Source organism: Acinetobacter soli (assembly GCF_000760595.1).
GTDB classification, from domain to species: domain Bacteria; phylum Pseudomonadota; class Gammaproteobacteria; order Pseudomonadales; family Moraxellaceae; genus Acinetobacter; species Acinetobacter soli.
Genome location: NZ_BBNM01000009.1, coordinates 67,274 through 90,620 on the forward strand (window position 1 = coordinate 67,274; position 23,347 = coordinate 90,620).

Consider the following 23,347-nt stretch of genomic DNA (forward strand, 5'->3'; position numbering starts at 1 on the left):
TGTTGCTACACTTTTTCATTTTTAGGCGGTAGATGACTATGTCTTTTGATCTTAAGGTTACGATCAAGAAAAAGGGAGACGTATCTGGGCCGCAGAAAAAACTGAATGTGCTGATTGAAAAAATTGAACAACAAAAAAAGATGTTGGCGGCATGGCAAAATGCGCAAACCGAGATTCAGCATTACACCCGACAAAAGCTGTTGCCTTTGTATCACGAATTGCACGAAATCTGGTTTCAGCAGCTCACCCAGCTTTGGAACGTATTGCATGAACATGAATTTTCTAAAACAGAGATCGCCAAGCTTGACGAGAAAATTGCCCAGCTTGCAAAGCGCTTAAAGCACTCTCAGATGCTCAATGCCGAACAGCTTAAACAGGTAATTCAAATAGATACCTTTTATCGCCAGCACGCCGAGCACAATCAGCGCAAAGCTCCAAAAGAATTATCAGCGTATGTCGAACCTATACAAAATACAGCGCATGATTTCGACCCAGAAGGTATAGCCGAAGACGATTTTGAGCGCTATGCAGCCGAGCAACAGCAGGCACGTGAACAGGCCAAGCAGTTACGGCAGCAACAAAAACGCGAACAGGCTGAGCAGATGGCAGCACAATCACTCAAAACGGTGTATTTAAAAATAGCCGCCATAATTCACCCAGATCGTGAGCAGAATGAAACTAGAAAATTAGAAAAAACTGAGTTGTTTCAACAAGCTAGCCAAGCTTATGAACAGCAGGATTTATTTTATTTGCTCAAAATGCAGCTACAGCTTGAGCAAAATAAAGGAACTACCTCAAACGAGCTTAGCCCCGAGCAAGTGAAATTTTATAAATTGGCTTTAGATGCGCAAAGTCAGCAGCTTGAAAGTCAAATCGATGACATTCTAAACTCGTTTCAACTGGTTAAAAAACTTAAATCTGATCAGGTACATATCAGTGATGTGTATAAAGCCATTGATGCAGATGCTACTGAGTTAAAGCAGCATTTGAAGTGGGAAAAAGACTGTTTAAAGTATATGAAAAAGGTGAGTGGGGTGAAGATGTTGTTAGAAAATCTATATTGAAATGATGGTTATCTTTTATAAAAATCTATGAAATTTGGCAGTTATATAATGGCTGAGATAAATATTTTATAGAATTTGTATAAGGCCGTCATATTATGTTTAATCGTTTAGCAGAAAGACTTCTATTTTATAGAAAAACTCAAAATGTGGAGTGAGTGAAACTAAATTTGACTACTATGATAAAGAGTTATTTTTAAAAAATAAATTAAGTATATATTTTTAGATCAATCAATATTGTGGAATGACATATGAATATTTTCCCTTTTCCTTTTCAAGTGACTGATTGGGAAAAAATAGAAACAATAGAATATAGCGGTGAAACAGGAAAAGCGTACTGGAAAACACAGTATTTTGGTGAAGAGAATAATAAAATTAGAGTCAGAGTAGTAGAGTATTCAGCTAATTACTTAGCTGATCATTGGTGTGAAAAAGGTCATATTCTATTTTGTCTTGAGGGTTCGCTTGAAAGTAGATTAAAAGATGGCAGAACTTTTACTCTAAGCAAAGGAATGAGCTATCAAGTCGGCGATCATGCAGAACCACATCAATCATTTAGCCTAAATGGCGCCACATTACTGATTGTTGATTGATTAAATTATTAAAATAAAGGGCTGAATAATCAGCCCTTTATATTACAGATTAAATTATAAACTTTAAAGCTTAAAGCGCAGCAATCTGCTCCATGCTTTGCTTAATTTTCACAAGCTGATCAGCAAACTCAGCCAATTTCACTTTTTCACCTTCAACAACTGCTGCTGGTGCTTTGGCAACAAAACCTTCATTTGCAAGTTTGTTGGCAATCTGGTCATGCTGCTTTTGTACTTTATCCAAATCTTTCTGTAAACGCCCCAATTCTGCTTTCGGGTCGATCAAGCCTTTCATTGGAACAAATACAGAGGCATGGCCCACAACGCTAGAAGACGATAACGGTGGCTCTTCGCCTTGTGCCAAGAACGTAATACTTTCTACTTTGGCCAAAGCTTTAAAGAGCGGCTGAATACGTTCGATCTGCGTGCGTTCGCTGTCAGAGATGTTTTGAAGCAACACTGGCAACAAGCGGGCATTACCCAAGCCCATTTCACCACGGATATTACGTACAGCACCAATCAAGCCTTGAAGCCATTGCATATCGGCTTCGGCTTGTTCATTCATTTTTGCAGCTTCCGGCACTGGGTATTTCGCCGTCATGATGGTATCGCCACCTTTACCAATCATTGGCGCAAGCGTTTGCCAGATTTCTTCGGTCAAGTACGGCATCAGCGGGTGCGCCAAACGAAGTGAGGCTTCCATCACTGCAAGCAATACGCGGCGAACTTCTGCTTTACGTTCTTCCGAAACTTCTGCATCGTTTAAAACTGGCTTGGTCAGTTCGACATACCAGTCGCAGTATTCGTTCCAAATGAAGTCATAAATGGTTTGCGCAGCAAGATCTAGACGATACGTTGCAAATGCCTGATGTACCGCTTGCTCGGCTTTTTGTAGGCGACTCATGATCCATTGCTCTGGCAATTCCCATAGCTCTGGGCGCGCTTCCTGAGCAACGGTTTGACCTTCTACGTTCATGAGTACGAAGCGGGTCGCGTTCCAGATTTTGTTACAGAAATTACGGTAGCCTTCTACACGCTTCAAATCAAACTTAATGTCACGGCCAGTGTTGGCAAGGGCACAGAACGTGAAACGCACGGCATCTGTACCATACGAGTTAATTCCTTCTGGGAATTCTTTACGCGTGGCTTTTTCAATTTTCTCGGCTTGTTTCGGGTTCATCAAACCAAAAGTACGTTTTTGTACCAAGCTTTCAAGGTCAATCCCGTCAATCAAATCGAGCGGATCAAGTACGTTACCTTTCGATTTCGACATCTTCTGGCCTTCGCCATCACGTACCAGACCATGTACATATACGGTCTTAAACGGCACTTGTGGCGTACCATCCTCATTCTTCATGAAGTGCATGGTCATCATGATCATGCGCGCCACCCAGAAGAAGATAATGTCAAAACCAGTTACCAATACATCGGTCGGGTGGAAGGTATTGAGGAAATAGTTTTCCGCATCTTTCTTGGCATCGCCTGTCCAGCCCAAGGTCGAGAATGTCCAGAGGCCCGAAGAGAACCATGTGTCTAACACGTCTTCGTCTTGTTGAAGCGCAAGGTCGGCAGCAAGGTTGTTTTTCGCACGAACTTCTTCTTCGTTACGGCCAACATAAACATTGCCTTCAGCGTCGTACCATGCCGGAATACGGTGGCCCCACCACAACTGACGTGAAATACACCAGTCTTGAATGTTGTTCATCCATGCCATATACATGTTGGTGTATTGCTCTGGTACAAACTTGATGCGTCCGTCTTGAACTGCTTCAATTGCAGGCTGTGCCAATGGCGCAATTTTTACATACCACTGGTCGGTTAAAAGTGGCTCCACAATCACGCCTGAACGGTCACCGCGTGGCGCTTTGAGGTCATACGGCTGAATCTGGTCTAACCAGCCTTCTGCTTCGGCTTGTGCAACCAGTTTCTTACGTGCAGCAAAACGCTCCAAGCCAACATAATCTGCTGGCGCTGCAATTGCGTCAGAAATTTGTTCACCAGCTTTTGCAATATATTCAAACTCAGCCAGAACTTCGGCATTTTTATTGAAGATATTGATAATTGGCAAATCGTGGCGTTTACCCAAGTCGTAGTCATTAAAGTCGTGTGCAGGGGTGATTTTGACACAGCCTGTTCCGAAATCTTTTTCGACGTATTCATCCGCAACAATCGGAACCAAACGGCCCGTAATTGGCAACACAATATTTTTACCAATCAGGTGCGCATAGCGTTCGTCTTCCGGATGTACCGCAACCGCAGTATCGCCTAATAGCGTTTCAGGACGCGTCGTGGCCACCACAAGGAAATCATGGCCGTCTTGAGTTTTGAGTGACTTGTCTTCAAAGAAATATTTGAAATGCCACAACGAGCCTTTTTCTTCAACCGACTCAACTTCAAGGTCAGACAGTGCCGTTTGTAGTTTCGGGTCCCAGTTTACCAAGCGTTTACCGCGGTAGATCAAGCCTTGCTCGTGTAGTTGAACAAACACTTCTTTCACGGCATTAGACAAACCATCGTCCATGGTAAAGCGTTCACGCGACCAGTCGACCGAAGAACCCAAACGACGAATTTGTTTGGTGATGGTGCCGCCAGATTGCTCTTTCCATTCCCAGACTTTATCAATAAATTGCTCACGGCCCAAATCGTGACGGCTAACATTTTGTGCAGCCAACTGACGCTCTACGACCATTTGCGTGGCAATACCCGCATGGTCGGTTCCCGGCTGCCATAGGGTGTTTTTGCCCATCATGCGGTTGTAGCGGGTGAGGGCATCCATAATGGCATTGTTAAAGCCGTGCCCCATGTGCAAGCTACCGGTGACGTTTGGCGGCGGAATCATAATACAAAACGAGTCACCTTGACCGGATGGCTTAAAGTAGCCTTTCTCTTCCCAGATTTGATACCATTTTCTTTCAATATCAGTGGGATCATAGGTGGTTGCGATGTTTTGGGCAGATTGAGCGTTGGCGTCAGTCATAGTAAAAATCAAAAATGAATAAAAAATTGCGACTATTGTAGCAAAAAATACATCGGAATTAATGCTTAACTCATCGACAAAAAATTTACCTGCTCGGCAAAACACGCTAGATTAAACCCAAACGCAGACATTCATGTCTTTACATGGATATCACACAATAAAATGCGAGGGATGCTTCATGGGATATGCTGTATTTCTTAAAATCGATGAGGCCACGCATCATCATTTTGATCAGATTCATGCCCAGCTCAATCAGGGCACTACACAGCCGCAGTCCAAGCAATTGGGAATCGTACTTTCCGACATTTCCTGTCAAATCATTCAGCAAGTCTTTGGCGATATGCTGGCACAGCAAAAGCACAAGCCCGATCAGTCCTTCACCAAACAAATCGATGAGTCTGAAAAAGTCATTCAGCAGGTCATGGCCACCATGAAAAAATATTTGCCGTGGTCAGTTTCATTTTTTAGCAATGAACGTCTGCTGCCACTGGTCAATTATCTGGCAAGTACCTTTCGAACAGAAGCGCAGACCACCTATATGCGCTACAGCCTCGATTCGGTCTTGGTGCAGGATACCTTTTCTGCGGTCGATAAAGTCCGCGCAGGGCAAGCGGTATATGTACCCAAAGCTTTTCAGGCGCTCACACAAATTGTCGATCAGGGCGTTACACAGCTCATTCGGACACCGAAGCAGCTCCTTAAGTTTAATCTGGTGGTCGATAAAACCTTAAACGGCGTGATTCATATGACCACGCATTTGGGCTACAAGCGTCTGGAAAAGCTGGGCACGCAAATTGACCCCGATATGGCAAATGACTATATTGAACACTTTATGGCATTTTTAAAAAAAGAAGCCTAACGCATTTATTTATAGGGTAAATTCTAATGTCAAAACTCAACTCGCTCGAAAATAAAGTGGTCTGGATTACAGGGGCATCTTCAGGTTTGGGTAAAGCCTTGGCACGTGAGTGTGCCTTACAGGGGGCACAGGTAATCTTAACTGCACGTCGTTATGATGAACTCGAAGCGGTGCGAGTGGGGCTGTTTAAACCAGAACAACATCTGTCTGTGGCTGCCGACATTACTGACGAATCTCAAGTGCGTCATGCCTATGCAGAAGTGTTAGCACAAAAAGGACGTATCGATTGGCTCATCAATAATGCGGGCCTGAGTCAACGCGCACTCATTCAAGACACCACCATGCAAACCGAACGTGCGATTATGGAAATTGATTATTTCTCGCAAGTGTTTCTGACCAAAACTGTATTGCCGACTTTTTTACAGCAAAAATCCGGACGCATTGCCTATGTGTCGAGTGTCGCGGGTTTGCTCGGAACACAGTACCGTGCCAGTTATTCGGCAGCCAAAGCCGCTATTCATATGTGGGCCAACAGCTTGCGCGCCGAAGTGGCAGATCAGGGCGTTGGGGTTTCGGTGATCTTTCCCGGTTTTGTGAAAACCAATGTGTCACTCAATGCACTCAATGGAGAGGGAAAACCTCAAGGCCATCAAGATGAAGCCATTGAAAATGGTTTGGAGCCAGATGTATTTGCTCAAACCGTAGTTCGAGCACTGATCAATGATGAAGAATACATTGTAGTTGGTGGTGCCAAAGAAAAGTTAGGCGTACTGGTGTCTCGCTTATCGCCATCACTCTTGTACAAAATGATCCGTAAAACCAAAGTGAAATAATCAAGCAGTTCAATCTCGTTCAAGGACGCAAAATATCGCGTCCTTGTCGAGTGAGTTTTTAATCGATGACTTACTCAGCCACTCAGCGGACTGTTTGGTTAATCGCGGTACCATAGGCGAAGACTTCAACCATTCCACCTTGCATGCCCAGTTCGGTGGTACTTAAACGTAGCCCCATAATATGCGTGCATCCACATTGCTGCGCTTGAAGTTTAAGCCTAACAATCGCTTCGCGCCGTGCCCGCTCTACCACGGTTTCATAGCTGGTGAGTCTGCCACCAAAGAAATTTTGAATATTGGCAATGATGTATTTAAAGTAATCGTGGGAAATTACCACATTACTTGAAACGAATTGTCCCGGCTGAACAGGTTGTACAAAACGATTGGTATCGATTTGAATATGCGCCAGTAGTCGTTCTTTTTGTTCTAATTCTTTGAGGTGTTTACGCTCAAAGTATCTTCCAAATCCCCAGCCCACGACAAAGAGCACCACAAAAACGCCAAGCTGAAAAATAAGATTTTCCATGCAGTTGCCCTTGTTTACTGAAACGGATCGGGAAGCTTGGGCGTATTAGGCTGCACAATCACGGCTGTGCCGTATACAAACAGCTCCGAAGCACCTTGAGTAATATTGGAGGTCGAAAAGCGAATCCCCACAATGGCATTGGCACCGAGTTGTTGGGCTTTGGCAATCATACGTTGCATCGCCTCTTGACGCGATTCTTCTAACAGCTCGGTGTAGGCGGTCAACTCACCACCCACAATATTTTTAAGTCCTGCCAGCAAATCACGACCAACATGCTTGCTTCGAACAGTACTTCCATACACCACGTCGAGTTGCTGCGTAATGTGATGGCCTGGCATATTTTCTAAATTACTTAATAACATACAGTTTTCTTCTTGGCATAATAAATATCAAGATAAGAAAAAAGAAACCACGTTGCAATGAAAAACACATAAAAAAAAGCCCACCGAAGTGAGCTTTTCTAGAGTAATTCATTATTTCTTATGGCGTTCTGCACTCGATGCCGGATAGGTTACCGTCTGGGTTGAGGTTGCTTTTACACCGCCGCCCAAGGTTTTATACAGCTCGACCTGATTGTTTAAATTGGCTTGTTGAAGCAAAAGTAAACCCTGTTCCGCCGAGTACGAGGTACGCTGTGCATCGAGTACCGTCAAGTAACCGTCAATACCCGCACGGAAACGCGCAGTAGAGAGGGTATAGTTACGGTTCGTTGCTTCCACCAAACGACGCTGTGCCTGTAAACGATCGCCAATGTTATTGCGCGTTGCCAAAGCATCATTTACTTCACGAAATGCGGTTTGAATCGACTTTTCGTAGCTTGCTAAAGCCAACTGCTGGTCGGTTTTAGAGATGTTGACATTGGCACGGCGCGTACCCCAGTCAAAAATTGGTAAGTCGAGACTTGGACCAATCGACCAGATACCTGCACCCGATTTAAACAAATCGCTCAATTCAGTTGACGCATAACCCGCCGTTCCGGTGAGTGTAATCGTTGGAAATAATGCGGCTTTTGCTGCACCAATATTGGCACCTGCTGCACTGAGTTGATATTCCGAAGATTTCACATCTGGGCGGTTATTAAGTAAGTCACTTGGTAAACCCGTAGCAAAAATACTTTCACGCGTAATTGAATTGACCGGCTGATTCGGTAGCAAGTTTTGTGGCACTTGCTGACCCACCAATAGATCGAGCAGATTTTTGGCCTGAGCCATCTGAGTCTTGTAGTTGGCAACGTCATCACGTGCTGTTTCAACTGAAATTTGAGCCTGACGCAGCGGTACTTCACTATCAATACCCACATCAAAACGTTTTTTATTCAGGTTGTACGCATCGAGCTGTGATTTCAATGTTTGATCAGCCAGTTTTAAATTGGCAGTTGCAAACGAATAGCTCAACCATGCCTGAGCCACCTGACTCACCAGACTGATCTGGGTGGAGTCACGTGCTGCTTGTGTCGAGAGATAATTGTCGAGTGCTGCATCTTTTAAGCTACGAACACGTCCCCAAAAATCCAGCTCATAGGCAGTCACGCCTAAACCGACCTGATACGTCGAGTAAGGATTGTTTGGATCACGTGTAGACGACACTTGACGAATCGCACTACCACTGGCACCAATGGTAGGTAACTGATCGTTTTTGGTAATCTGATACTGTTGTTGCGCACGCTGAATATTCAGTGCAGCAGTACGTAGATCACGGTTATTGTTGAGCGCCAAATCAATCACTTGCAATAAGCGAGGATCAGAGAAAAAGTCTTTGTAGCCTTGCTCAGCAATAGACGGTCCTGAAGCATTTGAACTGTAGCTTGCAGGGATATCGGCTTTGGCAACTGGTTCTGGGCCACGCATGCTTTGACACGCGGTCAAAGCAAGCGCAAGTGCAGATACCGCAATGCTACGACCTGAAATAGACCATACTTTTTGCATCACGATCTGTGCTCCTGATTGTTGATGGTTTTAGGTTTGTACTTAAAGACACTTCGAATCCACACGAAGAACAATGGAATAAAGAAGATACCTAAAAGTGTTGAGCTGATCACACCGCCAAGAACACCATAGCCGACTGAATGCTGACTACCTGCACCTGCACCAGAGGCAAGCGCGAGAGGAAGTACACCAAAGCCGAAGGCGAGGGTGGTCATGATGATTGGACGTAGACGCATTTTAGCGGCATGTAAGGTCGCTTCAAGTAAGTCTTCACCTTTTTCTTGCAGTTCTTTGGCAAACTCGACAATCAAGATCGCATTTTTTGCCGACAAACCAATCACCGCAATCATGGCAACTTGGAAGTAAATGTTATTGGATAAGTTCGGATCGCCTTTAATCATCGAGCCAAAGAAGGTTAACAAAACGGCACCAAATACACCCAATGGCACCACCAGTAAGACCGAAAACGGAATCGACCAGCTTTCATACAGTGCAGCCAAGCACAAGAATACGATCAGCAACGACAATGCGTACAAGAATGGTGCCTGAGCGCCTGATTCGCGTTCTTCAAGCGATAAGCCAGTCCACTCATAGTCAAAGCCTTGTAATCCCATCGATGGTAGTTTGTTAACAATCTCTTCCATGGCCATCATGGCATCGCCCGAGCTGACACCCGTTGCTGGAGTACCTTGAAGGTTGACCGAAGACACACCGTTATAACGCTCAAGGCGTGGTGAACCATAGGTCCATTCGCCTGTCGCAAAGGCAGAGAACGGAACCATGGTGCCCGCACTATTACGAACATACCATTTGTCTAGATCGCCTGGCATCATGCGGCTGGCCGCATCACCTTGCAAGTAGACTTTTTTCACACGACCACGATCTACGAAGTCGTTAATGTAAGATCCGCCCCATGCAATACTCATGGTGGTGTTGATATCGGAGATACTTACACCCATCGACCCTGCTTTGGCCTGATCGATATTGATTTGATATTGCGGTGTATCTTCTTGTCCGTTAGGACGAACACCTGTTAAGCGCTTGTCTTGTGCGGCCATACCCAAAATGGCATTACGCGCAGCAATCAGCTTGTCATGGCCTTGTCCGCTTGAATCTTTCAACTGCAAGTTAAAGCCTGCTGTGACACCGAGTTCAGGCATCGACGGCAATTGCAACGGAATGATGTACGATGCGTCTTTGACGATCATATTCAGTGCCATACCGCGCTGGATGATATTCCCAATCTGGGTTTCAGGCGTGGTTCGCTCACTCCAGTCTTTTAGACGGATAAAGGCAAGACCTGCGTTTTGACCCACACCAGTAAACGAGAAGCCCGATACAGTAAAGATCGACTGAACCGAATCTTTTTCCTTATCGAGGAAATAGTTGGTCATGGTATCAATGACTTTACCAGTTCGGTCTAAGGTCGCATTTGGTGGTAACTGCACTAAGGTCAGTACGATACCTTGGTCTTCTTCTGGTAAGAAAGATGATGGCAGTTTGACAAAAACAAAGACCAAAATCCCGACCACAGCAGCATACAAAAGTCCAGAGAATAACTTGTGATGCAACATGCGCCCCACACCATTTTGATAGCCATTCGATAGACGATCAAAACTGTGGTTAAACCAGCGGAAAAAGCGGGCAAATACATTGTTACTTGGCTTTTTGTTTGGATCATGCTGTTTAAGCAAGGTCGCACACAGGGCAGGGGTGAAAGTCAGAGCTACGATTAGCGAGAGCACCATCGCGGTGACCAGCGTAATCGAAAACTGACGATAAATGACCCCGGTAGTGCCAGAGAAAAATGCCATCGGTACGAATACCGCAGAAAGTACACTGGTAATCCCGATCAGGGCGCCAGAAATTTGCTGCATCGAGTGTTCGGTCGCAGTGACGGGGTCACTGTGTTCTTCAGCCATTACCCGTTCGACGTTTTCGACCACCACAATTGCATCATCGACCAAGAGACCAATGGCCAGTACCATGGCAAACATGGTCAGGGTGTTGATGGAGAAGCCAAAAATATTGATGACGGCGAAGGTTCCGAGTACAACTACAGGCACTGCAAGCGTTGGAATAATCGTTGCACGCCAGTTTTGTAGGAACAAGAACATCACGATAAACACCAGTACCACAGCTTCAATCAGTGTATGTACAACACTTTCAATCGAGAGGCGGATAAACGGTGTTGTGTCATACGCAAGCTGATCTTTTAAACCGGCAGGGTAGTTCTTACGTAACTGTTCTAAACGGTTTTCAACAGCTTGTGCAGTGTCTAACGCATTGGCACCTGTTGCAAGCTTGATAGCAAGACCACCCGCAGCTTTGCCGTTGTATTTCGACTCAAACTGATAATTGTCTGAACCAAGTTCTACACGCGCAACATCTTGGAGTCGAACTTGAGCACCACCTGCGGTGTTTTTCAAGAAGATATTACGGAATTCTTCTGGCGTTTGAAGCAGACTTTGCGCAGTTACTGTCGCGTTCAGAACTTGCCCATTGACGGCAGGTGCACCACCTAACTGACCCACTGCAACTTGCGCATTTTGAGCTTTAAGTGCAGTTGCTACGTCACTTGGTGTAAGTTGATAGCTGGTAAGTTTGGCTGGATCGAGCCAGATTCGCATAGCATAAGAGCCACCAAATACCTGAATCTCACCTACGCCTTCTACACGGCTAAGGGGTTCAGAAATATTTGAGTTTACGTAATCTTTAATGTCTGCATCAGACAGGCTGCCATCAGGTGAATAAAATGCGATTACCTGTAAGAAGCTGCTGCCCGATTTGGTCACTTTCACGCCTTGGCGCTGTACATCTTCAGGTAAGAGTGCCGTCGCAGACTGCAACTTGTTTTGCACCTGTACCTGTGCGATATCTGGATCAATGCCTTGTTCAAAGTTTAATTGAATTGAGGCCTGACCGTTACCAGCACTGTTTGATGAAATATAACGTAAGCCATCCAGACCATTCATCTGTTGCTCAATAATCTGTGTCACTGTGTTTTCAACAGTTTGAGCAGATGCACCTGGATAAGTTGCAGCAATAGTAATGGTAGGCGGCGCAATCGTAGGATATTGTGCAATTGGCATTTTGGTCAGCGTAAGAATACCCGCCAACATAATGACCAATGCAATCACCCACGCAAAAATGGGGCGATGAATAAAAAACTTAGCCATTCTGTCTACCCCTTATGTATTTGAAGTAGTTTTTTGATCAGAAGGCGCCTTGTTCTGTTCAGTCATTTGTGGCTTGCCTGAGGTTGCTCCTTGAGCAGCTGCACCTTGTGGAGCGGCTGATTGCTCAGGTTTGGCCTGATATGGCTCAACCTTCACCTGCTGGCCTTCTTTAACTTTAGCTACGCCATCGACAATGACTTTATCGCCCTGTTTCAAGCCGCCAGTCACGATCCAGTTTTGACCTTGAACGCCAGAGGTCTGGATTTGACGTGTTTCAACCACACCTTTGGCATTGGCAATCATTGCAGTGGCTTGACCCGTTGGCGTACGGGTAACCGCAGCTTGTGGAATCAAATATGCATTTGGAATAACGGCCTGTGCAATCTGCGCCGTGGCGTACATGCCCGGTAACAACAAGTGATTCGGGTTTGGAAACACCGCGCGTACCGTAATGGTGCCGGTTTCGGTGCTCACAGACGCATCAGAGAACGCCAATCGCCCTTCAATTGGATACATTGAACCATCTTCAAGACGAAGTTTGACTTTGGTGTTATTACTGTTGTCTAGGCTACCTTTGCTCAGTTGCTGACGCAAACGAAGTAATTCGGCACTAGACTGCTGAATATCGACATAAATCGGGTCAAGCTGTTGAATGCTGACCAACGCTGTGGTCTGGTTTGCAGTCACCAAAGCACCCGCTGTAACCGACGATTTACCCGATTGACCCGAAATAGGTGAGCGAATGGTCGAATAGCCCAGATCGACTTCTGCATTTTTCACTTGTGCGCGTGCAGCCGCAACTTGTGCTTCGGCAACGTTGACCTGACCCACTAAATCGTCATAATCCTGTTTGGCCACGGCATTGCTCGAAACCAATTGCTTATAACGGTTGAGTTTGGTTCTTAATGAACTGAGGTTGGCCTGTTGTTGCAACAGCGCAGCTTTTGCATTGTCGAGTGTGGCACGGTTGGTTCGAGAGTCGAGCTCATAAAGCGCTTGACCTTCACGTACGTAGCTGCCTTCTGCAAACAGGCGTTTTAAAATAATACCGCTGGTCTGTGGACGAACCTCAGAAATCTGGTACGCCGATGTGCGTCCAGACAATTCCACAGATTGTTCTACGCTTTGTGGTTGAGCAACAATGACACCTACTTGAGGAGGTGGCATCTGCTGTGCAGCTGCCGCTTGCTCAGCATTCTTGGAATCTTTGCTACAACCAACAAGTGCAATACTTGTTGCCAATGCGCAAGCAGTAAGGGCAGGAACCCAAAGCTTAGCCGACGTCATTCTTTCACCTCATTTAGATTCTTATCTAAAAATAATTTGTTTTTGTCTAACTTGGTTGTTAATAGCCCCAGCCAAAGCAACGAGGTCCAAATTAAACCAATGCCCCAGCCTGCCAGTACATCGGTAGGATAGTGAACCCCGACGTAAACTCTTGAAACCCCCATCATGCCAAACCACAGCAAGGCCACAAATGCAATTGGGAAATACCGGGGATGGTGGCGGTAAATCAACAGCGCGAGGCCTGCAAGTGTGGCTGCATAAACACTGTGAGCACTTGGAAACGATGCACCATAACTGTTGACGATGTGATACATCTCTGGCGGACGCGGTCTATCGAAGCACCATTTAAAGAGCCACCCCAATCCTATACTGCCCAACACACTTAAAACGATAAAGACGACAATTGCTTTTTTACCGTTTAAGAAGTGGATAAGGCACCACAGCACAGTAATAAGAAGCACCGCAGGCATACCACCCAAGAAAGCAAGTCCGGTTGAAAGATGGTCAAATGCTGGATTCCTATGTTCACTCAACAACTGTACGACAGAAATGTCCCAAAACTGAGCGGTAGGAGAAAATAAAGCAGAAACGCCAACAATGAAAAAAATACAACCAATACAAAGCAGTAGGTATGGCATCACAGCAACCTTTACTGTTACCGAGGCCTTTGGCCAAGGATTGTGGAGTTAAAGTGTACTTTCGAGTACACTTTTTTTCAAGTCTAATATGCCTGATAGTAATTTCATTCTGAACAATTTTTAAGTTGCTTTAACATTACACAACAAAATTGTTAATGTTTTGTTTTTTCTGATTGAGTTAAAGGGTCTTCGACTTCAACCGGTTGTTTTGGTGGCCAAAAAAAGTCGCTTGGACGGGTCAAAAAGTGGGTCATCACCAGTTTTGCCAAGGGTTTCCACTGCTCAAAACGTACGCGTCGCGCGCGCAATGCCACGATGACCGTTAAGGTAAAGCTGACAAATAAGTTGGTTAAACCAATCATCAATACGCCCAAAAAAGAAACCACGATCAGACCGATGTCGGGTGAGCCATTGATGTTCATCAAGCCTTGAATAAAGTTGGCCGATGCAAAGGCAATATGACGAATATCGAGAGGTAGTCCCAAAATAAAGCCAATCGTGCCCATACTGCCAAGCATGATTCCGAATAAGAAATTACCTGCCAATGCCCCCAAGTTACGTTCGACATAATCGGCAAAACGGTCTAAACGAGCTTGTCCCATCAGTCTGACTAAACGTATATCCGCTTTTAAGCGTGGACCGACTTTACGATAAACCGCCATATTGTCAAAGTAACCTGCAATCAAACCAGACAAAAATAAGCACACACCTGCAATCGCCGCATGTGGCACTGCCAGTGAGGTAAACGGATTTAAATCGTGCAGGGTTTTGGCGGCCTTGGCGTTGGTCATCAGTGGCTCATCGAGATTAAAATGCCACATAAACGCGATAAACGCCGCCACTGGTATTGCAATTGAGATATTGCCCAAAATTGCAATCAATTGGGTGCGGATAATATTAATAATGAGGGCCGCCAGTTCAGCCAGTTGTGCGTTTTTAGAACCTCTGCGCTGTTGTACGGTAGCTGCCAGTGCGGCAGCGGTCATGGCCGGTTGTTTGGTTGCCACGGTAAAGTGCAAGATATGAATCAGGACAAACCCTAGTGAGTAATTCATACTGTATACAAATGCCTGCATCAGCGGTGCCAATGTGACTCGCGCCGCTAGCGTTTTCAGGGTTGCCATGACCGCAATAATCGCACCGGCACCAGCGGCGGCCTTATACATTCCCAAAAAGCCTTTTTTGTCGGTACTCACATAGTGTTCGCCAGTTTTACTGGCATTTTCGGTGACTTGCAGAGCAATCAGTTCACTGTTGGTGCTGAGCAGCGCACGCACACTTTTTTCACTATAATGCGCGGCAGTTAAATCCTTGAGCAGCTCACCCAAAGCACGGTGTCGGCGCTGTTGATCTGCCACTACAATGGTCAGCAACAACTCAATCCGGTCTAAACACTGCTCAAGCAGCGAGAGCAGGTAGGTCAGGCTTAAACTGACCCCAATGCGTTTGGTGGCACGGCGGATTTTCAGTACCACATCGCGGCATTGATCAAACATCACCAAAGCCTGTGAGGCATCTGGTGGTTCGAGTACTGCCACTTCATGGCCGGTGTATTGCAACTGTTTGTACTGCTCAATAAACTCAATGACTTCGCGATTTTGCACCAGAAATGGTGATTCGTATTCTGAGAGTTCTGGCTGAGCGTTAATAAATTCAGGATATAAACCAATGCCGCTGATTCGATACGACAATACGGTAATGGCGGTGATCATTTCATCATGTACAACGCGTTTGCAGTCGACATTACCGTTACTTTGCCCCAGCACCTGAAACAGCTTATTCCAGCGTGCATCTTCAATGGCATCGAGCCAGTAACGATCACTTTTTTGATGAAATACTTGACCAATCAGGGTGCGTAAATCTTTGTGATCGATCAGGCTGGGCAACACATAAGCGCCCATGCGCTGAGAAAGCTGGTTCCAAAAACCATCCTGCGACAAAATGCCGCTGTCAGAGTACAAGCCACTTTGCTTGTACTGCTGGATCAAATGCAAAATAAACGCCTGTAGGGTATAGGCAGCATTGGGGGTGATCAGTAAGGATTGTACAAATGCATCAAATTTCTTATTGATCTCATCCAGATTGCGTGTGTCGGCAGGTCTCAAGCGATTAATGAGTTCGACTGCCAAAGATTCATCTAGTGCATTCGGGCTCTGTTCAAGCTGCGACTGCATGGTGGCATAAAGATCTAATAAGTGAATATGCATAGGCAACGTATGTGTAAATTTAGTTAGTTTTATTGAATTCGATGTAGCGCCATTTCTGTCAGGTTAAACAGTGCCTGACGTGCCTCACTTTCGGGAAGCTGGCTCAACGCTGCGAGCGCGGCTTGGGTTTCTTCTTCAGCACGTTGGCGACAATAATCAAGTGCACCCGACTGCTGTACAATCTGAATCACCTGATCGAGTTGCTCGACTCCGCCCGTCGCAATACTGCGTCGAACAATAGCATGCTGCTCACCCGTGGTATGTTGTAATGCTGAAATTAACGGCAAAGTGGGTTTACCTTCCATCAAATCATCACCAATATTTTTACCTAATGTTTCGGCATCCGAGGTGTAATCTAAAATATCGTCAATGATTTGAAATGCATTACCAAAGTGCCCGGCAAAAAGACGTAGCGGCTCGCGGTATTGCGGTGTATTGGATAATATCGCTGCGCCTTCGGTGGCCAGTTCAAACAAACGCGACGTTTTGCCGTGAATAATATCTAAATAAGTTTGTTCGGTGGTCTCTGGGTCGTGTTGGGCTTGGAGCTGCAATACTTCACCTTCGGCAATTTCACAGGTACCTGTCGAGAAATCTTTTAAAAGCACCATATCATTTAAATCGACCAGCAAATCAAATGCGCGCGAAATCAGAAAGTCGCCTACCAAGACTGCGGTTTGGTTATTCCAGGTCGCATTGGCGGTTGGACGGCCGCGTCTTAAACCTGATTCGTCGACTACATCGTCGTGTACCAGCGTAGCGGTATGCAGCATCTCAATAATCGCGGCAAGTTTACGGTGTGGCGCCAAGTCTTGTGCACCACAGGCCTTTGCAGCCAATAAACACATAATCGGACGCATACGTTTTCCGCCTGCCTCAACCACATGTTTACTGACCGCCATCACCAATGCGACTTTGGAAGTGATCCCTTCATTGATAAATTTATCCATCGCTGCAAAGTCGGTTGCAACAGGTGCGAGAATATCTTGCTTAAAGTCGATGGCCATTGAAGGGGAACCTCATCAATTTAGGGGAAACGTCACTAAAGGTGATATAGATTTAATTAAATCAGATGCTTAATCAAAAAAAGCGAGCCTAGACTTATACGCCACAAGCATTTTTCTTGCAGAAAAAAACCAAAAGATTGACCTATAAATGAAACGCCAGATTTGAAAATTAAGCCCAATTTACAGTAGCAAGTTGTTTTTAAACTGTATTTGAGATTTTACACATATTCCGTTTAAAAGCTAGGTTGTGCTTTTATTTGCTTTGTGTTTAAGCGTATGCATGATCCATTTCGGCTTTAACATATTATTTTTTGTTCGCTTACTTGTTGTTTGGTCAAATTTCACTTAAAATCTGTCGCCTTATATATCCCAGTGGCGTTCGTTTTAAGTTCAGTATGTCCCTTTACTGACACGACGACACGGGCTGAGTTGGAGTACATTATGTACGCAGTAATCCAAAGCGGTGGTAAACAGCACCGTGTAGTTGAGGGTGAAACCCTTAAAGTTGAATTATTGAAAGCTGAAACCGGTTCAACTATTACGTTTGATGACGTACTTATGCTTGTAAACGGCGAAAGCATTCAAATCGGTGCTCCAGTTGTGGCTGGCGCTACAGTAACTGCAGAAGTGGTTGGTCATGGTCGTCACGACAAAATCCGCATCATCAAAATGCGTCGTCGTAAACACTACCGTAAGCAACAAGGTCACCGTCAATGGTTTACCGAGTTGAAAATTACTGGTATTTCAGGCTAATCACGAGGAGTAATAGACATGGCTTCTAAAAAAGCTGGTGGATCGACTAAAAACGGTCGTGATTCGAATCCTAAAATGTTAGGTGTTAAAATCTACGGTGGCCAATCAGTAACTGCTGGTAACATCATCGTACGTCAACGTGGTACTGAATTCCACGCTGGTGCTAACGTTGGTATGGGTCGTGACCATACATTATTTGCTACTGCTGATGGCGTAGTAAAGTTTGAAGTGAAGGGTCAGTTTGGCCGTCGCTATGTAACAGTTGAATCTGTATAAGATTTAGATTGTTTGAAAAAGCCCACGATGTGGGCTTTTTTTATATCTGAAGATAAAGATGCTCTCCATCATGATGAATAAAACTCACAAAGCAGCCGTATAAAACTACAAAATGTCTTATTTTTTCAATTCTTAGCATATAATTTGTCGGGTAATATAAAAATCAAATTGACTGAAACACAACGAAAGACAAGGTGATATTATGACGATGCTTCGTAAAACCATGTGTGCAATAACGATAAGCGCAGCAACGCTTGCACCTGTCATGAGCACGACAGTGTTTGCCGCGACGCCTGCATCGGAACAACAAGCCACTTCAAACTTGGTGAAGCAACTCACGGGTATTCAAAGCTTGAGTGCCAACTTTGAGCAAACCACTAAAGTAACTAACTCAAAAGCGCCACAAAAGAAAGGGCTGACAGCGCAGCACATGAACCAGACCTTTAAAGGGGTAATGAAAGTTGCGCGTCCAGGAAAGTTTTTCTGGGAAACCTCAACGCCGTCTAAACAGACCATTGTGACCACGGGTAAAACGGTCTGGATTTATGACCCTGATCTACAACAAGCGATTCGTCAGAGTCTAGATGAACAGGTTGCCAACACGCCTGCGCTGCTCCTTTCTGGAAATACCAGTCAGATCATGCAGTCTTATCGGGTGACTCAGCCAGATCGTAGTAAAACTTACTACACACTGTATCCAAAAGACAGTGAGGGTGCCTTTCAAAGCCTGACCATCAGCTTTGGCGCCAATAAAGCACCAAGTTTGATGATTTTGCAAGATTCACTCGGTCAAACCACATATGTTCGATTTAATAACGTGAAGTTAAATGCTGCAATTCCGGCATCGACCTTTAATTTTACACCGCCAAAAGGCACGGATATTATCGATCAATAAGCCGTCAATATAAAAAAGCCGCGTATGCGGCTTTTTTTTGTGCTCAGGCTACATAACTTCAATGTTCAGTTTAAAAGTGGCTTTGCTATAGTGAACTCCATTGAGATGACATGATCATAATAGAGAGGAGTGCATATGGCTTTATTACCTACAAGAAAAACAACTGTTCTGGTTTCAATATTCAGTGCCACTTTACTGATCAGTGCTTGCCAACCCAAATCTGATGCAAAGAATGAGCAAAAATCTACGACAACTCCCGCCGCTCAGCCCAGTATTCCCGCATTAAAGGCCAAAGTGGTCGCAGTCAAATTGCCAAAAAACAAGCTATGTTTAGAAGATGGGTGTACCACCTATAACTTTCAAAGTGTCGAAACCAATCAGCCTTGGATTGATGCATATTTTAGCGAACGTATTAAAAAGGCCGATCCAAATGCCTTTGCCAATTTACCCGATCAGGCTGTGAAGTTGCCTGATGGAATGCCGCAAGATGGCCAAAGTATGATTTACGTGCGTTATTTGGGGCAAAATTACAATCTGGCTTCATTTGAATTATTCACATATACCTATTCGGCAGGTGCAGCACATGGGATGTATCACAAAGAATACGTTATTTTCGATTTAGCTCATAAAAAGCATGTGACGGTGGCAGATTTAATCCAGACCGGAAAAGAGGCAACCCTACTTGATCGACTCTACAGTTATAATCAAAGCTGGCTGGATGAACATAGCATTTCACGAGAAAAGCTAAAACTGAGCGATAACTATTATTATGGCAATGACGGCATCGTGTTTGTCTATCCACTTTATGAACTGGCCTCGTATGCTGAAGGGCTTACAGAGCTGACCTTGCCGTATGATCAAGCCAAAGATGTGATTAAACCTGAGTACTTGCCGAGTCAGCCTGTCATGCAATCGCCTTAATCTGGCTAAATTGAGTCTGAATTCAGGAGTAAAGCTGATTTAAGTCATTTAAAATTGTCGTGAAGTGCTGACTGTATTTTTTGATGTGAAGCGCTTACACTATAAGGCAGTTTTTTCCTTAACTTTTGATTGACTATGATCGACCCAAAATTACTCAGAAATAATATTGAAGCTGTAAATCTGGCCCTTGCTAAACGTGGTGTTCAACTTGATCCGGCTGAATGGTCAGCACTGGAAGCACGCCGCAAGGAGCTTCAATCCAAAACTGAAAGTTTGCAGGCAGAACGTAATGCCGGGGCGAAGCAAGTTGGCCAAATCAAAAAAGCGGGTGGTGATGCATCAGAAATCATGACCCGCATGCAAGCAATTGCAGATGAGATCAAAGCGGCCGAAGTGGCTTTGGCTGATCTACAGGCAGAGATTGAACAAAAAGCGCTCACTATTCCAAACTTGCCGCATGAATCTGTGCCAGAAGGCAAAGATGAAAGTGATAATCTGGAAATATCTAAATGGGGCACGCCGCGTCAATTTGATTTTGAAATCAAAGACCATACCGACTTGGGCGAATGGATGGGGGGGCTGGAGTTTGAAACGGCCACTAAACTCACCGGTTCACGCTTTAGCGTATTAAAAGGGCCTTTGGCACGCTTACAGCGCGCTTTGACTCAATTTATGCTCGATACACATACCTTAAAAAATGGTTACACCGAAGCATACGTGCCGTATTTGGTTAATGCAGATAGTTTGCGTGGCACAGGGCAGTTACCAAAGTTTGAAGAAGACTTATTCAAGTTACAAGGCGAAAAAGAATACTATCTCATTCCTACCGCCGAAGTGCCAATCACCAACTTTGTGCGTGATGAAATTATCGATGCCGATCGTCTTCCGCTGAAGTATGCAGCGCACACACCGTGTTTTCGTAGTGAGGCAGGTTCGTATGGTCGTGACACCCGTGGTCTGATCCGTCAGCATCAGTTTGATAAAGTAGAAATGGTGCAGATCGTTAAACCTGAAGATTCTATGCAGGCACTCGAAGAATTGACTGCACATGCTGAAGGGATCTTGCAGGCACTCGGCTTGCCGTATCGCAAGATTTTGCTGTGTGGTGGTGATATGGGCTTTGGTTCAACCAAAACGTATGACCTTGAAGTGTGGGTACCGAGTCAAAATACCTATCGTGAAATTTCATCATGTTCAAATATGGGCGACTTTCAGGCACGCCGCATGATGGCGCGTTATCGTAGTGAAGCCAAGAAAACCGAATTGGTCCATACCTTAAACGGCTCTGGACTGGCTGTTGGTCGTACACTTTTGGCGGTGATGGAAAACTATCAACGTGCAGATGGTTCAATCGAAATTCCAGAAGTGTTGCGTCCGTACATGGGTGGTGCAACGTTTATCGATTAATTGCATCGATTGTGTGCATGATTTTTGCTTTTACCCACCCAATGTTTTGATTCCGAGGTAGGCAGTGGAAATTTTTCCAATTTCGCTTAAGTTACAGCAACAGCGTTGTTTGATTGTGGGAGGTGGGCATATTGCCTACCGTAAAGCTGTTCTACTGGTTAAAGCGGGCGCAATTTTAGATGTGGTTGCACCCGAGATTAGCAGTGATTTAACTGCATTGATCGATCAAAGTCAGGGTACTGCGTATCACAAGCCTTTTGAAGACACTGATCTGGAGCGTGCTTATCGATTGGTAATTGCAGCCACTGATGTTGCAGCCGTAAATAAGCGAGTATTTGAGCAATGCGAAGCGCGAACGATCTTGGTCAATAGCGTCGATGACATTCCCAATTGCCGCTTTATGGTGCCTGCCATTATTGATCGTTCACCGCTCTTGATTTCTGTGGCTTCAAATGGCGCATCACCCGTGCTCTCGCGTCAGCTTCGCACGCAGATTGAAACATTGGTGCCACACGGCATGGGTAAACTGGCCGAGTTTTCTGGTCGTTGGCGCAAACAAGTGAAGGCCCAGATTGAAAATCCAGATGAACGCCGTATTTTTTGGGAAGATTTATACAATAGTCCTTTAAAAGAGCAGGTGTTCAATGACAATCTGGATGCTGCAAACCAGATGATGACCGATGCATTGCAAAACTGGCGCACGCCTAAAGGTGAAGTGTATTTGGTCGGGGCTGGCCCGGGAGATCCAGAATTACTTACACTCAAAGCGTTACGCTTGATGCAGCAGGCCGATGTCGTTATTTATGACCGGTTGGTCTCTGCGCCAATTATGGAACTATGCCGTCGAGATGCAGACAAAGTCTATGTCGGGAAGGCGCGTTCAAATCATAGTGTGCCGCAAGAAGGCATCAATGAGTTGTTGGTCAAGTATGCGCAGGCTGGTAAACGGGTTTGTCGACTCAAAGGCGGTGATCCGTTTATCTTTGGCCGTGGGGGCGAAGAAATTCAGGAGCTTTTTGCTGCGGGTATTCCGTTTCAGGTGGTGCCCGGCATTACCGCTGCCTCGGGATGCTCGGCATATGCCGGTATTCCACTGACCCATCGTGACTATGCGCAGAGCGTACGGTTTTTAACAGGACACTTAAAAGCCGGATCTCCAGAGCTGCCATGGAAAGAGCTGGTCTATGAAAATCAGACCTTAGTACTGTATATGGGGCTGGTCGGACTTGAACAGATTTGCGAGCAACTGATTGAACATGGTCAGCGGCCTGATATGCCTGTGGCCCTGATTTCAAAGGGTACTACGCCAGAGCAAAAAGTTGTTGTGGGAACATTACAGACCATCGCATCGAAAGTACTTGAGCACCACATTCATGCACCGACGCTGACGATTATTGGTGAAGTGGTGAATTTACGTGATCAGCTTCAATGGCATGATTCAGGGTCGAAAATTGCCTAATCCCATCCGTTCAGGTGTATCACCTGAACTTGTTTAATCTAAGTGACAAGCGAGTAGTTAAGTGATTCACGTTGTTTTGTTTGAGCCTGAAATTCCTGCCAATACCGGTAATATCATACGCTTGTGCGCCAATACAGGTGCGCAGTTGCATTTGGTACGTCCGTTAGGATTTGAGCTGGATGATAAAAAGCTTAAACGTGCTGGGCTGGATTATCACGAATATGCGCGCATGAAAATCTGGGACAATATCCAATTATGCCTAGATGATTTACAGCATCAGGGGGTTAGCGCGGTTTTTCCTCTGACCACCAAAGGCACATCGACCCCGCATACAGTCGATTTAAATCGACCTATTGCACTATTGATGGGGCCTGAAACGCGTGGATTGCCAGAAGCGGTACGCTTAATGTTTCCTCAAGAAAACTGGATTCGTTTGCCGATGGCAGAAAATTCTCGCAGTTTAAATCTGTCTAATGCTACGGCTGTAATTGTATACGAAGCATGGCGTCAGCAAGGTTTTAAAACCTTATCGGCAGTTTAAATGGTC

Annotated in this window: 20 protein-coding genes; 11 read left to right on the plus strand and 9 right to left on the minus strand. The window is 45.2% G+C overall.

Going from position 1 to position 23,347, the window contains the following annotated elements; all coding sequences use genetic code 11:
- Positions 1–38: 38 nt before the first annotated feature.
- On the plus strand, positions 39–1,064 hold the full coding sequence (locus tag Aso01_RS11500; protein WP_039910138.1) for a molecular chaperone DnaJ: 1,026 nt from the start codon (positions 39–41) through the stop codon (positions 1,062–1,064).
- Between the two features lie 248 nt (positions 1,065–1,312).
- A complete protein-coding gene (locus Aso01_RS11505; RefSeq protein WP_004941104.1) occupies positions 1,313–1,654 on the plus strand; it encodes a DHCW motif cupin fold protein in 342 nt (113 codons plus the stop codon).
- A 70-nt stretch (positions 1,655–1,724) separates the two neighbouring features.
- On the opposite strand, the gene Aso01_RS11510 is transcribed toward Aso01_RS11505, so the two are convergent.
- Complete coding sequence (locus tag Aso01_RS11510) at positions 1,725–4,628, minus strand: valine--tRNA ligase (protein WP_004941102.1); 2,904 nt, start codon at positions 4,626–4,628, stop codon at positions 1,725–1,727.
- Between the two features lie 178 nt (positions 4,629–4,806).
- Between Aso01_RS11510 and Aso01_RS11515 the strand changes: the two genes are divergently transcribed.
- Both Aso01_RS11515 and Aso01_RS11520 read left to right on the plus strand, forming a co-directional pair.
- On the plus strand, positions 4,807–5,487 hold the full coding sequence (locus tag Aso01_RS11515; RefSeq protein WP_004941100.1) for a hypothetical protein: 681 nt from the start codon (positions 4,807–4,809) through the stop codon (positions 5,485–5,487).
- Positions 5,488–5,513: 26 nt separating this feature from the next.
- Complete coding sequence (locus Aso01_RS11520; RefSeq protein WP_004941097.1) at positions 5,514–6,320, plus strand: SDR family NAD(P)-dependent oxidoreductase; 807 nt, start codon at positions 5,514–5,516, stop codon at positions 6,318–6,320.
- Positions 6,321–6,402: 82 nt separating this feature from the next.
- Here the strand turns inward: Aso01_RS11520 and Aso01_RS11525 are convergent, their stop codons facing one another.
- The 8 genes from Aso01_RS11525 to sdsA form a co-directional block, all read right to left on the minus strand.
- Entirely contained in the window at positions 6,403–6,846 is a 444-nt protein-coding gene (locus tag Aso01_RS11525; RefSeq protein WP_004941094.1) for a YbjQ family protein, read from the minus strand.
- A gap of 14 nt (positions 6,847–6,860) precedes the next feature.
- A complete protein-coding gene (locus Aso01_RS11530; protein WP_004941091.1) occupies positions 6,861–7,208 on the minus strand; it encodes a YbjQ family protein in 348 nt (115 codons plus the stop codon).
- Positions 7,209–7,319: 111 nt separating this feature from the next.
- Positions 7,320–8,771, minus strand: coding sequence for a multidrug efflux RND transporter AdeIJK outer membrane channel subunit AdeK (gene adeK, locus Aso01_RS11535; protein WP_004941090.1), 1,452 nt, complete (start codon positions 8,769–8,771; stop codon positions 7,320–7,322).
- Positions 8,771–11,950, minus strand: coding sequence for a multidrug efflux RND transporter permease subunit AdeJ (gene adeJ, locus Aso01_RS11540; RefSeq protein ID WP_004941086.1), 3,180 nt, complete (start codon positions 11,948–11,950; stop codon positions 8,771–8,773). The genes adeK and adeJ overlap by 1 nt, the downstream gene beginning before the upstream one ends.
- A gap of 12 nt (positions 11,951–11,962) precedes the next feature.
- Positions 11,963–13,237 (minus strand): AdeA/AdeI family multidrug efflux RND transporter periplasmic adaptor subunit, encoded by a 1,275-nt coding sequence (locus tag Aso01_RS11545; protein WP_004941084.1) that lies wholly within the window; start codon positions 13,235–13,237, stop codon positions 11,963–11,965.
- A complete protein-coding gene (locus Aso01_RS11550) occupies positions 13,234–13,875 on the minus strand; it encodes a phosphatase PAP2 family protein (RefSeq protein WP_004941081.1) in 642 nt (213 codons plus the stop codon). The genes Aso01_RS11545 and Aso01_RS11550 overlap by 4 nt, the downstream gene beginning before the upstream one ends.
- Positions 13,876–14,027: 152 nt before the next feature.
- Positions 14,028–16,082, minus strand: coding sequence for a site-specific recombinase (locus Aso01_RS11555; RefSeq protein WP_004941078.1), 2,055 nt, complete (start codon positions 16,080–16,082; stop codon positions 14,028–14,030).
- A 29-nt stretch (positions 16,083–16,111) separates the two neighbouring features.
- Positions 16,112–17,089: an All-trans-nonaprenyl-diphosphate synthase gene (sdsA, locus tag Aso01_RS11560; protein WP_004941075.1), complete on the minus strand. Its 978-nt coding sequence runs from the start codon at positions 17,087–17,089 to the stop codon at positions 16,112–16,114.
- A 441-nt stretch (positions 17,090–17,530) separates the two neighbouring features.
- Here sdsA and rplU point away from each other — a divergent pair, with 441 nt between their 5' ends.
- From rplU to Aso01_RS11595, 7 genes are all read left to right on the plus strand, one after another.
- The gene (gene rplU / locus Aso01_RS11565; RefSeq protein WP_004941071.1) at positions 17,531–17,842 is read left to right on the plus strand and encodes a 50S ribosomal protein L21; all 312 of its coding nucleotides are present in this window, start codon (positions 17,531–17,533) and stop codon (positions 17,840–17,842) included.
- 18 nt (positions 17,843–17,860) lie between these two features.
- On the plus strand, positions 17,861–18,118 hold the full coding sequence (rpmA, locus tag Aso01_RS11570; RefSeq protein ID WP_004929519.1) for a 50S ribosomal protein L27: 258 nt from the start codon (positions 17,861–17,863) through the stop codon (positions 18,116–18,118).
- A gap of 202 nt (positions 18,119–18,320) precedes the next feature.
- Positions 18,321–19,013, plus strand: coding sequence for an outer membrane lipoprotein periplasmic chaperone LolA (gene lolA, locus Aso01_RS11575; protein ID WP_004941067.1), 693 nt, complete (start codon positions 18,321–18,323; stop codon positions 19,011–19,013).
- 135 nt (positions 19,014–19,148) lie between these two features.
- Positions 19,149–19,934 carry an RsiV family protein gene (locus tag Aso01_RS11580; protein WP_004941066.1) on the plus strand — a complete coding sequence of 262 codons (786 nt, stop codon included), beginning with the start codon at positions 19,149–19,151 and terminating at the stop codon, positions 19,932–19,934.
- A gap of 135 nt (positions 19,935–20,069) precedes the next feature.
- A complete protein-coding gene (gene serS / locus Aso01_RS11585; protein WP_004941063.1) occupies positions 20,070–21,341 on the plus strand; it encodes a serine--tRNA ligase in 1,272 nt (423 codons plus the stop codon).
- A 64-nt stretch (positions 21,342–21,405) separates the two neighbouring features.
- A complete protein-coding gene (cysG, locus tag Aso01_RS11590) occupies positions 21,406–22,800 on the plus strand; it encodes a siroheme synthase CysG (RefSeq protein WP_004941062.1) in 1,395 nt (464 codons plus the stop codon).
- Positions 22,801–22,861: 61 nt separating this feature from the next.
- Complete coding sequence (locus Aso01_RS11595) at positions 22,862–23,341, plus strand: tRNA (cytidine(34)-2'-O)-methyltransferase (protein WP_004941059.1); 480 nt, start codon at positions 22,862–22,864, stop codon at positions 23,339–23,341.
- The last annotated feature ends 6 nt before the right edge of the window (positions 23,342–23,347 follow it).